14 protein-coding genes and 1 pseudogene are annotated in these 13,725 nt (G+C 67.8%); 6 read left to right on the top strand and 9 right to left on the bottom strand.

What is annotated here, in order from left to right; genetic code table 11:
- Positions 1 to 85: 85 nt before the first annotated feature.
- Entirely contained in the window at positions 86 to 976 is an 891-nt protein-coding gene (locus tag ACRDP3_RS28310; protein ID WP_431519872.1) for an RNA polymerase sigma factor SigF, read from the bottom strand.
- A 284-nt stretch (positions 977 to 1,260) separates the two neighbouring features.
- Here ACRDP3_RS28310 and ACRDP3_RS28305 point away from each other — a divergent pair, with 284 nt between their 5' ends.
- Complete coding sequence (locus ACRDP3_RS28305) at positions 1,261 to 1,644, top strand: ATP-binding protein (RefSeq protein WP_431519871.1); 384 nt, start codon at positions 1,261 to 1,263, stop codon at positions 1,642 to 1,644.
- A gap of 42 nt (positions 1,645 to 1,686) precedes the next feature.
- Here the strand turns inward: ACRDP3_RS28305 and ACRDP3_RS28300 are convergent, their stop codons facing one another.
- Positions 1,687 to 2,517 carry an endonuclease I family protein gene (locus tag ACRDP3_RS28300; RefSeq protein WP_431519870.1) on the bottom strand — a complete coding sequence of 277 codons (831 nt, stop codon included), beginning with the start codon at positions 2,515 to 2,517 and terminating at the stop codon, positions 1,687 to 1,689.
- Between the two features lie 281 nt (positions 2,518 to 2,798).
- On the opposite strand from ACRDP3_RS28300, the gene ACRDP3_RS28295 reads away from it, so the two are divergent.
- A complete protein-coding gene (locus ACRDP3_RS28295; RefSeq protein WP_431519875.1) occupies positions 2,799 to 4,085 on the top strand; it encodes an MFS transporter in 1,287 nt (428 codons plus the stop codon).
- A 207-nt stretch (positions 4,086 to 4,292) separates the two neighbouring features.
- On the opposite strand, the gene ACRDP3_RS28290 is transcribed toward ACRDP3_RS28295, so the two are convergent.
- The 5 genes and pseudogenes from ACRDP3_RS28290 to ACRDP3_RS28270 all read right to left on the bottom strand — a co-directional run bounded on the left by ACRDP3_RS28290 (position 4,293) and on the right by ACRDP3_RS28270 (position 8,763).
- Positions 4,293 to 4,688 (bottom strand): hypothetical protein, encoded by a 396-nt coding sequence (locus ACRDP3_RS28290; protein ID WP_431519874.1) that lies wholly within the window; start codon positions 4,686 to 4,688, stop codon positions 4,293 to 4,295.
- A gap of 191 nt (positions 4,689 to 4,879) precedes the next feature.
- Positions 4,880 to 5,335 carry a (2Fe-2S)-binding protein gene (locus ACRDP3_RS28285; protein ID WP_431519869.1) on the bottom strand — a complete coding sequence of 152 codons (456 nt, stop codon included), beginning with the start codon at positions 5,333 to 5,335 and terminating at the stop codon, positions 4,880 to 4,882.
- Between the two features lie 10 nt (positions 5,336 to 5,345).
- Positions 5,346 to 7,562, bottom strand: coding sequence for a molybdopterin cofactor-binding domain-containing protein (locus tag ACRDP3_RS28280; protein ID WP_431519868.1), 2,217 nt, complete (start codon positions 7,560 to 7,562; stop codon positions 5,346 to 5,348).
- 458 nt (positions 7,563 to 8,020) lie between these two features.
- A pseudogene (locus ACRDP3_RS28275) lies at positions 8,021 to 8,389 on the bottom strand (chitinase); the annotation flags it as partial.
- Positions 8,386 to 8,763, bottom strand: a complete 378-nt coding sequence (locus ACRDP3_RS28270) for a transposase (protein ID WP_431519873.1) — start codon at positions 8,761 to 8,763, stop codon at positions 8,386 to 8,388. The gene ACRDP3_RS28270 and the pseudogene ACRDP3_RS28275, both read right to left, overlap by 4 nt.
- A gap of 452 nt (positions 8,764 to 9,215) precedes the next feature.
- On the opposite strand from ACRDP3_RS28270, the gene ACRDP3_RS28265 reads away from it, so the two are divergent.
- From ACRDP3_RS28265 to ACRDP3_RS28250, 4 genes are all read left to right on the top strand, one after another.
- Positions 9,216 to 9,551, top strand: a complete 336-nt coding sequence (locus ACRDP3_RS28265; protein WP_431519867.1) for a hypothetical protein — start codon at positions 9,216 to 9,218, stop codon at positions 9,549 to 9,551.
- A 1-nt stretch (position 9,552) separates the two neighbouring features.
- Positions 9,553 to 9,921, top strand: a complete 369-nt coding sequence (locus ACRDP3_RS28260; RefSeq protein ID WP_431519866.1) for a hypothetical protein — start codon at positions 9,553 to 9,555, stop codon at positions 9,919 to 9,921.
- Complete coding sequence (locus tag ACRDP3_RS28255) at positions 9,902 to 11,218, top strand: alpha/beta hydrolase (RefSeq protein WP_431519865.1); 1,317 nt, start codon at positions 9,902 to 9,904, stop codon at positions 11,216 to 11,218. Before ACRDP3_RS28260 ends, ACRDP3_RS28255 begins: the two co-directional genes overlap by 20 nt.
- 182 nt (positions 11,219 to 11,400) lie before the next feature.
- Positions 11,401 to 11,820, top strand: coding sequence for a hypothetical protein (locus tag ACRDP3_RS28250; protein ID WP_431519864.1), 420 nt, complete (start codon positions 11,401 to 11,403; stop codon positions 11,818 to 11,820).
- A gap of 153 nt (positions 11,821 to 11,973) precedes the next feature.
- Here the strand turns inward: ACRDP3_RS28250 and ACRDP3_RS28245 are convergent, their stop codons facing one another.
- Together ACRDP3_RS28245 and ACRDP3_RS28240 are read right to left on the bottom strand one after the other, a co-directional pair.
- Positions 11,974 to 12,147 (bottom strand): Scr1 family TA system antitoxin-like transcriptional regulator, encoded by a 174-nt coding sequence (locus tag ACRDP3_RS28245; RefSeq protein ID WP_431519863.1) that lies wholly within the window; start codon positions 12,145 to 12,147, stop codon positions 11,974 to 11,976.
- A 254-nt stretch (positions 12,148 to 12,401) separates the two neighbouring features.
- On the bottom strand, positions 12,402 to 13,725 hold a 1,324-nt coding region (locus ACRDP3_RS28240), incomplete at its 5' end, for an ATP-binding protein (protein ID WP_431519862.1).

Below are 13,725 nucleotides of genomic sequence, written 5' to 3'. Positions count from 1 at the left end.
CCGGTGACGTGTCGACGTCACCGGCCCCGACGAATTTCCCATCAGCTGTCTACCAGCGGTACCAGCGGCCGAATGCGGACCGGCCTCAGCTGTTGGTGAGCATGCGGGCGCGGAGCCCGGAAAGGCTCCGGCTGAGCAGCCTGGAGACATGCATCTGGGAGAGGCCGAGGTGTTCTCCGATCTGCGCCTGTGTCATCTCCTCGCCGAAGCGCAATTGCAGTATCGTGCGGTCGCGTTCGGAGAGTTGGGCCAGCAGCGGCTTGAGGGCTTGGAAGTCCTCGACCAGGTCCATGGCTTCGTCCCGCTCGCCCAGCACGTCCGCCAGCGAGGCCTCGCCGTCCTCGTTGTTGATCGTGGCGTCGAGCGAGGTGGAGCTGTAGCCGTTCGCCGCGACCTGGCCCTCGACGATCTCCTCCTCGGTCACCTCGAGGTATTCGGCCAGCTCACTCACCCGCGGCGCACGGCCCAGTCGCGCGGTGAGCTTGTCGTTCGCCCTCGCCAGGGACATGCGCATCTCCTGGAGCCGGCGCGGGACCCGTACGTCCCAGGTGGTGTCGCGGAAGAAGCGCTTGATCTCTCCGACGATGTACGGAATGGCGAAGGTGGTGAACTCCACTTCCCGTGACAGGTCGAAACGGTCGATCGCCTTGATCAGACCGATCGTGCCGACCTGGACGATGTCCTCCATCTCGTCGGTACGGGAGCGGAACCGGCGCGCGGAATACCGGACGAGAGTGAGGTTGATCTCGATGAGGGTGTTCCGCACGTACTGGTACTCGTGCGTGCCCTCCTCCAGTACGGCGAGCCGGTCGAAGAAGGTCTTCGACAGCTGCCGGGCATCGGCGGGCGCGAGATTCTCCGGCACCTCGACAGGTGACGGCTGTCCCAACTCCCCCTCAACGGCACGACCTTCCCTTTCGGGCACCGCTTCCTCGGTCTGCGCTGCTGTTACGACGGTCGGCACGCCCGCTGTCATCGGTGAGGACCTCCTCTTTCCGTCACAGGAAGAACACGTTGGATCCACCGCTTACCCCGCTTCGCACCGGCCAATCGTCCGCTTCCCCTTCCCGTCGCTCTCGGGTGCCGGCGCGGGCCCGTCGCCGGGCTGTGGGGCATGGGGCGGCCGGGGCGGGGAAAGCGGAACGGGACAGGCCGGGACGAAGGCGAGAAACGAAGGAGCGCAACGGTGTTGATGGCGCATCCCGCGGCGGCGTGCGCGAGGCGCGGAACGGCACAGCGGCAGATGACGGGGGGCTCGACGTGCTGATCGTGGACTCGTGGTGCACCGACGTCGGCCAGGCCCGCCGGGCGGCGGAGGAGTACCTGGCGCAGTCGTGCGCCTGGGTGGACCTGGGCGGTGTACTGCTGGTGGTGTCGGAGCTGGTGACCAACGCGCAGCGGCACGCCGCCGGCTGGTGGCGGCTGCGGGTGTGGGCCGAGCGTCATCTCGTACGGGTGGAGGTCACCGACACCGAACCGGTGCCGCCGTGCTGGCGTACCGGGAACCTCGACGGCAGCGGGGGCTGGGGACTGCGGATCGCGGGGGAGTGCGCCGACAGCCTGGAGGTCGTCCCCACCGCCGACGGAAAGATCATGCGGGCGCAATGGCTGCACCCCGACCACGCGGGTGCGGCCGCGGCCTGAACCGCCGGCCCCACCCCCGTGCTCGGATGAACCGCTCTTCGCCTACTTGTAGATTTCTCCGACCCATTCCGGGTGGTCTATGAACGGGTTCCGGTTGTGCTGGAACTTGTCGAATATGACCTGGTTCCGGTTCTTCTCGAAAGCGTCCGGCGGGTCCTGCTCGCTCCACTGCTTCAGGACGGACAGCCGTCCGTGGAGGGGCTGGGAGCCGTTGTTGACCGCGTCGTTGGCCTCCAGGTCGGGGAAGGAGTCCTCGCCCTCGTAGCGGACGTCCATGTAGAGGATCATGCGGGCCACGTCGCCCTTGACCGCGTCCCGCGGCTCGTAGGAGTCGTCGTCGGTGAAGTTGCCCGGGGCTTCCTCGACCTCGCTGCCGCCGGCGTCGAAGTCCTTGCTGCCGCGGGTGCTGTTGACCGAAACGTCCGTCGGCCGCAGGTGGTGGACGTCGGTGCCGGGACCGGTGGCGGTGCCGAAGTCGCCGTGCGACTTGGCCCATACGTGCTCGCGGTTCCACTGGTCCGGGTCGCCGCCGTTGCTATCCTTGGACTGGGAACGCCCGGTGTAGAGAAGGATGACGTTGCCGGTGTTGTCCGGGTCCTGGTCGGTCTCCTTCAGCGCGTCCCAGACCTGGTCGTAGGAGATCGCGGTGGCGCCGGTGCTGATGATGGTGTGCAGCGCGGTCTTGAGTTCCTCGCCGGTCTTGCCCTCGGCGTCCTGGTAGTACTCGTCGGCAGCCGTGGTGCGGGCGCTGCCGGCCTGCTCCGTGGTCGCGTTCGCCGCGACCGGTACGAGCGCGGCGGCGGCCACGAGTGCGGTGACGGGCAATGCGGCCAGCAGCGCTCTGCGGCGGCCGGTGGAACGGGTGACGTCCACGTTGTAGTCCTCTCCCCGAGGATGTGGCGCCGAGCGCGCAATGTGGGGGTCGCGACACGGCACCGGCCGACGTCGATCGGCCGCAGCGAAGCCTTCCACTGCCCCGAACACCGATGCGTGCAGAGATGGAAACAGTCATGAGGAGAAATCGTGAAGACGACCTCCCCGTCACCCAGGGCGACTTCGGGATCACGGCGCCAACCCGCCGACGTGCGGCACCCGTTGAGGGCAGGGCGATACTGGTGCGCGCCCGAATGAATGTATGAGGAACCGGAGTGGCAGTGGACGGCACCGAGACCACCGGCGACACGGCGGGAACGGCGCCGGCCGGCTGGCGGCGGCTGGTGATGGACACCCGTCCGCTGCGCCACCCCTCCTTCCGCCGCCTGTGGACCTCCACCACGGTCACGGCCGTCGGCAGCCAGCTCACCGCGGTGGCCGTACCCAAGCAGGTCTACGACATCACCGGGTCCTCGGCCTGGGTCGGCTACGCCAGCTTCGCGGGCCTCATACCCCTGGTCGTGTTCGCGCTGTGGGGCGGGGCGATCGCCGACAGCATGGACCGGCGCAAGCTGCTGCTGGTCACCAACGCGGGCATCGCCGTGACGTCCCTGCTGTTCTGGGTGCAGGCCGTCACGGGTACCGAGTCGGTCGGCGTACTGATGGTGCTGCTGGCCGCGCAGCAGGCCTTCTTCGGCATCAACTCCCCGACCCGCAGCGCATCGATCGCCCGGCTGGTGCCCACCTCCGAACTGCCCGCCGCGAACGCGCTCGGCTCGACCGTCGCGATGACCGGCATGGTGCTGGGTCCCCTGCTGGCCGGTGCCCTCATCCCGGTCATCGGGCTGCCCGAGCTGTACCTGATCGACGCGCTCGCCCTGTGCGCCGCCGTGTGGGCGGTCTGGCAGTTGCCCGCCATGCCGCCACTGGCCGGCACCGGCACGGCCACCGCGCGGCGGGCGGGCTGGCGCGAAGTGGCCGCGGGATTCCGCTACATCACCGCCCGGCGGGTGCTGCTGCTGTCCTTCGTCGCCGACATCGTCGCCATGGTCTTCGGCATGCCCCGCGCCCTCTTCCCGCAACTCGCCGCCACCACCTACGCGCCGTGGGGCGAAGGGCTCGCCCTGGGCGTGCTGTTCGCCGCGATCCCGGTCGGGGCGGTGGCCGGAGGGCTGCTCTCGGGGACCTTCTCCCGCGCCCGTCACCACGGACTCATGGTGATCGCCGCTGTCATCGCCTGGGGAGCGGCCGTCGCCGGGGCCGGCCTGAGCACCGGCCTGTGGTGGGCGGCCGGCTTCCTCGCGGTGGGCGGGGTCGCCGACATGGTCTCCATGGTCTTCCGCGGAGCCATCCTCCAGTCGGTGGCCACCGATGACATGCGGGGCCGCATGCAGGGGGTGTTCACCGTCGTGGTCGCGGGCGGCCCGCGGGTGGCGGACCTGCTGCACGGCACGGCGGGCGCCGCCCTGGGCAGCCGTACGGCCGTCACCGCGGGCGGCCTCCTCGTCATCGTCACCATGCTGACCCTGGCGCTGACGATGCCGGCACTGCGGCGCTACCGCGCCTGACGCGGCGCCGGGACGGCGGCTCGGCCCGCGGATCTCACCGGCCCGCGGATCTCACGTGACCGCGGCGCCGGGGAAACGCGAACGAGTCGCTTTCCCCCGGCGCCCGGACCGTTCCGTTTCAGGATCCGCATTCCGCGGTCACGCCTTCTCCACCTGGACTCCATCTTTCTTCACTGCCGAAGCCCCGAAAATTCCGGGTGAACTCGGTCAGAGGCGGCGCACCCGCGCGGAAATTCCGTGGCCGACGAGCAGGTAGATTGCGGCAGGCAGACCGTAGTTGAGGAATACGCGCACGCCTTCGTTCTCCATGGTGAAGATGTCCTGTGCCCACCAGGCGAGCCAGTCGGCCATACCCTTCACGAAATCGACGAACGGGTTCCCCTGGTTGGCCTCGAGCAGGTACAGCGCGATCCACAGGCCCAGGAACACGGCTGCGATGTCGGCGATCGTGTGGATGATCAGGGCCATGCGCTGCGAGCCGGACCCGTCCCGCGGGCGGCGCTCCCGGCGCGGGGCGCGGCCGCCGTGGGAGTGGTCGGGGGGCGGAGGGGGACCGTCCTGCGCGTAGTCGGGGCGCGGCGGAGGGCCGGGAGGGCCTCCCATGGGGCGCTGCTGGTACGGCTGCCTGGGCATGGGTTCGGTGTCGCTCACGGGGTCCCAATCCGACGCGTGAAGCGTCTCTCGATGGAGAAGAATGGCCACGGCCGGCTGCCCCCCGAAAACCTCCGGCCGTATATCGGTGCGGGGCGTTTTCGGTCCCCGCATTCCCTCTGCGCCCCGAAGGGGCAATGGCGTTACATCATCGACGCCGCCTTCTTGATCGCTTCGCGGATGCGGAAGTAGGTGCCGCAGCGGCACACGTTCGCGATCTCGTCGATGTCCGCGTCGGTGGGATTCTTCGTCTTCTTCAACAGGGCGACGGCGGCCATGATCTGGCCGGGCTGGCAGTAGCCGCACTGGGCGACGTCCTGGTCCAGCCAGGCCTCCTGGACCGGGTGCAGGGTGTCCCCGTCGGCGAGACCCTCGATGGTGGTGACCTCCTTGCCCGCTGCGTCGGAGACCGGGACGACGCACGGGTTCACGGCCCGCCCGTCCAGGTGGCTCGTACAGGCCTTGCAGACGTCGATGCCGCAGCCGTACTTGGGGCCCCGGATGCCGAGCAGGTCGCGGAGCACCCACAGCAGGGGCAGGTCGGCGGGGGCGTCGACCGTGACGCTCTTTCCGTTGACGGAGAAGGTGTGGGAAGGCAACGGAGGCTCCTCAACGGGGGAAGGGTTCGAAATCGACGTCGAAGTTCACGGGGAACGTGCGCGGCCGTGTGCCGGTGGCGCGCGCGTAGGCGTTGGCGATCGCGCCGACCGCCGCGGGCACACCCAGCTCTCCGGCCCCGCCGGGCTCCCCGTCGGCGGGCAGCACGTGAATCCTTACGTCCGGCGGGCTGTCGGCCTGCCGGGCGTAGTGGAACTGCGAATAGCTGCCCTCCAGCGGCAGCCCCTCCTCGATGTGCAGGCCTGCCCGCAGGGTGGTGGAGATGGCGTCGGTCAGCCCGCCGAGCATCTGCGCCTCCAGCCCGCGCGGGTTCACCGGCCGGCCTACGTCGACGGCGATGACGGCCTTGGTGACGCGGGGTTTCTTCGGGTCGCGTGCGTCGATCTCGACCAGGCAGGCCGTACGTGACTTGTACTCCTCGTGGAATCCGACGCCCTGCGCGAAGCCCTCCGGCATCGGCCGGCCCCACTGCCCGTCGTCGGCGGCCTTGTCCAGTACGGCCCGCTGCCGGTCGTTCTTGAGGAACTCCCGCCGGAAGGCGACCGGGTCCTTACGCAGTTTCGCGGCGAGCTCGTCGACGACGATCTCCTCCGCGCCGCGCGTGTTCGCCGAGTACACCGACCGCCAGGAGGCGGTGGGCATCTTCAGCGGGACCTCGGTGAGCAGCTGCGTGGTGACGCCGAAGTTGTACGGCGACTTCACCGTGGTCAGGAAGAGCGACTGCGCGAGGGTCGCGTTCCCCGCGCCGCCCGGGAGTTTCGCGCCACTCGCGCTGAGGGCCTCGCCGAGCCCGTGCCGGAAGTCGGTCTCGACCGCGGCGACCCGGTGCTCGAAGGTGAGCACGTTCCCCAGCGCGTACGTCGCCCGGATCTTGTGGTGGGTGGCGGGGCGCATCCGGCCGTGGCGCATGTCGTCGATGCGGGACCACATCAGCTTGACCGGCCGGCCGCTCTTCTTGGATATCCGGGCCGCCTCGAGCGCCCCGTCGAAGAACAGCCGCCGGCCGAAGGAGCCCCCGGCCTGGACGACATGGACGGTGACCTTGTCCTGCGGCAGCCCGAGCTCGGCGGCGATCGTCTGCAGCGCCACGATGGGCGTCTTCAGCCCCGACCAGATGGTGGCGCTGTCCGCCCGTACGTCCGCGACCGCGGAGTTCGTCTCCAGCGGCGCGTGACTGGCGAAGGCGAAGTCGAACTCGGCGTCGACGTGCTTGGTCAGCACCGGGGGCACGGCCGGCGGCAGCGTCGCTGCCCGCAGTCGCTTGCGGATGCCGTCGTCGGAGAGGTCGTCGACGGTGCCCTTGCCCCAGGTCACCTCGAGTGCGTCCTTGCCGTCGAGCGCCTGGCCGAAGGTCTCGGCCACGACCGCCACCCCGGTCGGGACGACCACGACGTCGAGGACCCCGGGCATGGCGCGGACGGCGGCCTCGTTGCCGACCGACTTCACGGTGCCGTTGAGCGTCGGGGGCCTGCGCACCATGGCCGGCTTCGCGCCGGGGACGTCCAGATCGAGGGTGTACTGCTGCTGCCCGGTCACGATCGCCCTGGCGTCGATGCGGGAGGTCGGCTTTCCGACCAGCGAGTGGTCGGATTCCTTCTTGGGGGCGGTCTGCTGCCCGCTCAGCTCTTCGGTCTTGTCCCCGGCGGCCGCCGCGGCGAGCGATCCGTAGGACGCCTTGCGGCCGTCCGGCGCGACGACCACACCCTTGCGTACGGTCAGCGCGTCCGCCTCGAGGTTCCACTGCCTGGCGGCGATGGCGACCATACGGGCACGGGCGGCGGCCGCGGTCCGCCGGACCGGGTCGTAGAGCGACCTGATCGAGTTCGAACTTCCGGTGAGCTGGTTGAACAGCAGCTCGGGACGTGCGTCGTCGAGACGGACGCGTACGTTCTCCAGCGGCGTGTCCAGCTCCTCCGCGACCAGCATCGCGATCGCGGTGGTCAGGCCCTGGCCGACTTCCTCCCGCGGCAGCCGGAAGTGCGCCGTGCCGTCCTCGTCGACCGTCAGCACCAGCATGCCCGCGGTCGGCTTGCCGGCCAGGATCAGCACGTCGCCGAGGTCGACGACATCACCGGGCGCGGGCGGCGACGGGATCGCTCCCTCCGCGCTGGGCGGCGAGACCGACTCCGCACCGATGCTGGTGGCGACCGCGAGAGTGGGCGCGGCGACCAGATAGGTGAGAAACCTGCGCCTGCCGTGATCCGCCATGCGGGACTCCTTCGGGGACGGAGGCTGTGGAGGGCAGCCTGCTCGGAGTGGACCGAGCAGTGCTCCCGAGCCTTCTCCGCCGCCGTCCGGGGAGTCCTGGCGGCCGACGTGTGCGTGGGTCGTGAGAGGTCGTGAGAGGTCGTGAGGTCGTGAGTCGGCCCTGCGCACACACTTTCGCGCTGCACGCTTCCGGGCAATGTGCGCTGCGTGATGATTGTGCGGAGGCGTTGGGTGCACCGCAGCCGCGCTCCGGCGCAGTGACACTCACCGGATGCGTGGCGCAGAGGAAGGTATCGCCGACTGGTCATCGGCGGTGAGCGATCGAGGCTTCCCCCCGTTCCTCGGTCCGCGTCAGCGGCGCGGGCGGCCGGTCTGCACCCCGGCCCGCCCGCGCCGCGCTGCGCGCCACCGCGCCGATGCGTCTTGCGTCGCCCGTGTCGCCCGTGTCGTCAGAGGGGTCAGCGCCCCTGCAACGCCTTGACGTTGTTCCCGAAGGTCCAGCCCTTCGACCCGTCCCAGTTGAGCGACCAGGTCATCAGGCCCTTCAGGCTGCCGCCGTAGTGGTTCCACGCCTGCGAGACCTGGCCCGGCGACATGTAGCCGCCCCCGGCGCCCGGCTGCGCCGGCAGCCCCGGCACCTGCTTGTCGTAGGGAACCCTGATCGTGGTGCCCTGGACGACCAGACCCTTGTTCAGGCAGTCCGTCTGCGCGGTGAAGCCCTGGACGGTGCCGGCGGAGTAGGAGTCGCCGGAGCAGCCGTACATGCTGCCGTTGTAGTACTGCATGTTCAGCCACCACAGCCGGCCGTTGTCCGCGTACTTCTTCACGCGGTACGCAGCTCCCGTCCTCCGTAGACCTCATCTCCCAGGAAGAACGAGGCGGAGATGCCCTGCCGGTCGGCGGTGCGGAGCATGTCCGCCGCCATGTGCGGCTTGGTGGCGAAGCACAGCTCCTCGGGGACGCCGGTTAGCTCACGGCGTTCCTCGTCGGCGGCCCAGTCCTGGGGGAGGTACAGGCGCCGGTCGATCAGGCAGTGTCCGGCGGAGGTGGCGAATGTCAGGTGCACGGCGACCTGGCACAGGTCCACGCCGCCGACCGAACCGGAGTACTGGCGGGCCGCACCGACCGCGTTGGTGGAGGACTTCGCGTCCCCGGTCTCGTCCGCGATCAGGATCCCGTCGCCGTCGTCGAGCAGGTCCACGGCCCAGGCGCCGTCCGCCCCAGCACCGCTGGGTCGTCCCACACCGCACGGGAGAGCAGGTGGTGCGGGCTCGCTCGCCGATCGCTTCGGCCAGGCTCCAGCAGTTGACGTCTTCGAGTTCCATCAGCATGCCCCGGCATCCGTGCGAAGGTCTCCCGGGTCTCGGAGCGGGCGAAGCAGTCGGAGACCGAGGCCAACAGGTCCCCGAACGCCCTGTCGTGGCCTGTCTCGTCTCTCGTGGCCGCAGCGGCCGTCTCGTTCTGATGTTGCGTCACACCAGTCATGATCAAGGCGGCCGCCCTGGCGCCCGCAGCCACCCCACCACGCCGCTGAACAGCAGCAACGAGCACCGGCAGACCTATCTACAGCTGCCGTAACTACTGTCCGGCTTCGATCCACTTCTGCGTATCAGGACGCGCAGAGCAGAAGCGGTCTACCATACAGACCACTGCATGCGCGACACCTCAGCGAAGGGAACGCGAACGGTGGGGGACAAGCTCAATATTTCGGCACATGAACTCAACGCCTCGGGTGGTGCCGCCGACACCATCGCTGGTGATCTAGCGGATCCACTCAAGCAGGCAGTCAGCGATGCGGAGGATGCCGGTTCCGCCCTGCGGCACTGGGAGGTCGGCACTGAGCTGACAGCGGTAGCGGAACGCTGGGGAGTCGCGTTAGAGAAGTTGTGTGACCGGATCCGCGACCACGCGGATGGCCTGCGGCTCGTGGCTCGCGGGCATGCAATCAATGAGCAAGATGTCTCAAGTAAGTTCAAGGGGTGGGCCTGAGGTGCCGGGGGGGTACGCACATCTCTTCGATCAGGACTTTTCTGATCTTGATGCTGCGGTCAAATCGTGGCAGAAACTCGCCGGAAAACTCTCCAAGGCTCAGAGTAACTCTGGTCGTAAGGTCAGCGGGCCCTTACGCAAGGCGGGTTGGACCGGAGATAGCGCACACTACGGTTTCGCGGCACTGGAAGCGGCCGAGAGCATGCTGGACACCGCCCACACCAATGTCCAGCTTATTTCCACCATTCTGGATACTGCAAGCGAGCGTATGCAGAGCGCGAAGCGCGCGCTGCGCCGTGCGACAAATGATGCGGAGTCAGCAGGGCACAAGGTAACGGCGGACGGGACCGTTGAACGGATCACCGCGTAGTGATGCGGCAGGCGGCGGGATTCCGCACCGTGCTGCGGTTGAAGACGCCAACAGCAGCCTTGCAAGCTATCAGGACCGTATCAACAAGGCGATTGAGAAGGCGCAGCGGGCCAGCTGGCAGGCCTTCCAGGCGCTGCATGAGATTGACCCCTTTGATCTGGACAAGCAGTACGGCGCGGAGAATGCGCAGAAAGACGCCGAACGGGTTGCGAAGATGATGGGGATCGACCCCAAAAAGATCCCGGATGGTGACGATCCAAAAGTCAACGCCGCTTGGTGGGAAAGCGTGAGCGAAGACGAGCGTCGGATCTATCTGGCCGCATACCCGGATCAGATCGGTAGCCTCGACGGCGTCCCCTCCGACATTCGCGACCGTGCCAATCGCACCGTACTGGAAGCGAAGTACAACGATCTCGCTATGCGAGCGGAGAACGGCTCCCTCGGCATCCGCGACCAGGCCACCTACAACTCGTTGAGCAAGCTCAAGGATCGACTGGACAAGGGGGACACCGCCCCAGCCGAAAAGCGACTCTACCTGCTGGGCCTGGACCCCGAAGCTCGGGATGGGCGGGCAATCATCGCCATGGGTAATCCTGACCAAGCAGCACACACCGCGATTCTGGTACCGGGAACGGGCACGGACCTGAGTAATATGACCGGTCAGATCGACCGATTGGACCGGACCCATGACGCGGCGAGTGAGCGCGCTCGAGGCGAAGGTGTCTCAGTCATCAGCTGGCTGGGATACGACGCGCCGGAGGTCGATGGCAGCGTGACCACCACTGGCCGGGCCGAAGACGGTGCCTCGGATCTCAGACATTTCACGGAGGGAACGCGCGTCGCACATGGGAACGGCGACAGCCACCTGACCGTCATCGGCCACAGCTATGGATCGACAATGGTCGGTACAGCCGCAGGCGAAGGTAAAGGACTGGGAGCCGACGACATCATTTCTCTCGGTAGTCCAGGAATGAATGTTGGAACCGCAAAGGATCTCCAAATCGACCCTCAGCATTTCTGGGCCGGGGCGTCTCAGCAAGATCCTATCGTACGTCACACTTCCGGCCTGACCTTGGGGCCGAACCCGGCCTCGGAGGAATTCGGCGGGCAGCCGATGGCAGTGAATGACGGTGGGCACAGCAGTTACTGGGACCCAGAGCAAGAAAGCCTGAATAATCAAGCCAGAGTGATTGCGGGGCGCCCGGCTCGGCTCGGTCGGCACTACGAAGCAGGGCCTTCCGATCCTCCCGTGAATCCGGTCGCTCCAGATGGCTCCAACCCCCTAGTGATTGGATGAGAGGGAGCATGAGACTGCGACTCCATCGATCACCGCACGATTCTGCGGGTCGCACACTGAGCCGAGTGGTGGGCATTGCCCTCCTTCCACTTCTCATCGGAGCCTGTATGTCCCAACCAGACGGATCCGGTGACGCGACACCACCGAGCGGCAGTGAAGCAATCAATAAACCGCTGCCAAGGATGAGCAAGAAGGAGGCCCAGAAATGGGCTCACCACTTCGTTGAATCCATGGCCCGTACGGCGAGAGTGGAAATCGACAAGAAGACAGTGAAACCTGCCTTCAGTAACTGTGTGGGCGAGAATGCCGAGGTAGCCAAAGATGGAAGATTCAACCTCGACTACTATGCGCGCGCTCCCATCAGTGTCGACGATCAGGCCACAGCAGTGAGGCGAGTTCACGATGAACTCAAGAAGCGGGGGTACAAGATCCTGGGATTGCAGGAAATTGGAGGGGAGAAGTCATCGGTGATCCTGGATGCCAAAAGCAAGGAGAAAGACTTTTCGATCTCCGTCGAGGGTAGTTCCCAGGACCCTGACCTTCTTTTCAGTGTGACGACTCCTTGCATACTCCCACCTGGTGCGAAGCAGCAGAAGTTCTGATCAGCGCGCACGGAAGCGGCGCTGCGCCAGCGCTGTCGCGCTTCCGGCCCGGTTCGGGCCAGCCGGCGGAGGAACGCCCGCCATGCCCACCGCTGTGACTGCTGACGCGCCACGTCGCTGCAGTGAGGTCGGGCATGGCGAGGCGGTCCTGGTTCATGGTCTGTGCTCCTTGGCGATGCGGCGGATCAGCCTGCGCGATTCCGTTGGCGGCAACGCTAAAGTGCGAGCGTCGTCGAACAGCTCGCGGTATCGGGTGACTTCGGACTCCTGCTCCATCCAGATGTTGCCGGTCGGAGTCTCTGTCAGTACGAGGTCCAGTGCTGACACCCGAGGACACGGTCCTCTCGGTACGCAGCGAGCACTACGCCTCGGGCGGCCTCGCGATCGTACTGGGGCTGGACGGTGGTACGCGATGCCGGTCTCGCTCGTTCTGACGGCAGTTGTGCGGGCGGTGCTGGCTCCCGAGGCATGAGCGGGCGGCCCGGCGGGCGATGAGCCCTGGCCGAATGTCAGCCCCGCTCTCAGGCGGTCGTACTTCGCCCTGGTGCGGTTCAGGACCGTGCTGACGAGCTGCCCTGAGGCTATTCGCCGTGGTAGAGGCGCTCCAGGTCGATGAGTTGGACGGCGTGGTCGCGAGCGGCGGTCTGGCGGAGTTCGTCGGTGAAGCCCGCGCCGCTGAAGCACAGGAGACGGGTCTGCTCCGGTGGTCTGCCATGGCGGCTGCCCAGAAGTGCGCGGATGTGCTGAAGGCGCTGCAGGTGACTGGTGCCCATGGTGTCGTTCCATTTGGCTTCGCCGATGGCGAGGAGTGCTTCACGGTCGTGGTCGTCGCGACCGAAGACGGCGACGTCCACTTCGTGGCTCGTCTTCCCGGCGGAGTCGTTGGCGGTTCCGGTGGCGACGCGCGAGGCGTGGCCGTCGAGCGTTTCGGGAGCCGCGTGCCAGCGGGCCCACTCGCGGCAGAGGGACTCGAAGTGGGGGCCGAGGACCTTGCTGCGGAAGGTGGTCTGCGCGCGGCGCCAGACGGATGCGGCGCGGCCGGGGCGTTCGAGGTCGCCCCAGTGGGGGCGCATGACGGCGTGGTAGAAGGTGACCAGCGGCTCGGCGATGCGGTACGCGGAGCGATTGCGGCGGAAGGCGTCCGGTTCATGGCGGATGAGGCCGACGTCTTGGAGGACGTGGAGCGGGTGGGCCAGGTCGGTGGATTTGCGGCCGAGGTAGTCGGCGATGCCGCCGCGTGAGGCGTTGCCGGAGGCGATGGCGGCCAGTACGGAGTGGTAGAGCGCGGTGTCGTGGAGATCCGGTTCCTCGGCGAGGAGATAGCGGCCTTCGCGGAAGAGGGGGCGGCCCGGGTTGAGGACGGCGCGGGTGACCCAGTCGTCGAAGTCGGCGGGGTCGGCGGGGGTGTCGCCCTGGGTGAATTCGCGGCGGTAAGCGGGGGTGCCGCCGACGATCGCGTGGGTGAGGGCCGCGGTGTGGGGGTCGGTGATGTCCCAGAACTGGGCGGCGAAGCGGTAATCCAGGGTGGGGACGACGAGTTCGAGACCGGCCCGCCCGCGCAAGGGGGCGTTGCCGGACAGCAGACCCCCCATGAAGGACAGGGCGGAGCCGCAGAGCAGAAGGCGCACGGGAGTGCTGTCGCGGCGGGCCGCGGGGTCCAAGGCCCGCTGGATGATGGACGGCAGGGCGGGCGCGGCCTTGGCGAGGAAGGGGAATTCGTCGATGACGACGGTCGTGGGGCCGTCGGCCGCGATGCGCATGAGGCGGGTGATGGCCTCGTCCCAGTGGGCGAAACGGTAGGGGGCCGGTTCGTCACAGTGGGCGGCGAGGGCTTCGCCGAACAGCCGTAGCGCGTCAGCCTCGGTGGTCTCGGTGGCGGTGAACATGAAGCCGCCCGAGGCCCGG

This window comes from Streptomyces sp. (assembly GCF_050698815.1).
Lineage (GTDB): Bacteria > Actinomycetota > Actinomycetes > Streptomycetales > Streptomycetaceae > Streptomyces.
The sequence above is the reverse complement of the archived record's forward strand: the minus strand, read 5'-3'. Positions and strand labels throughout refer to the sequence as shown.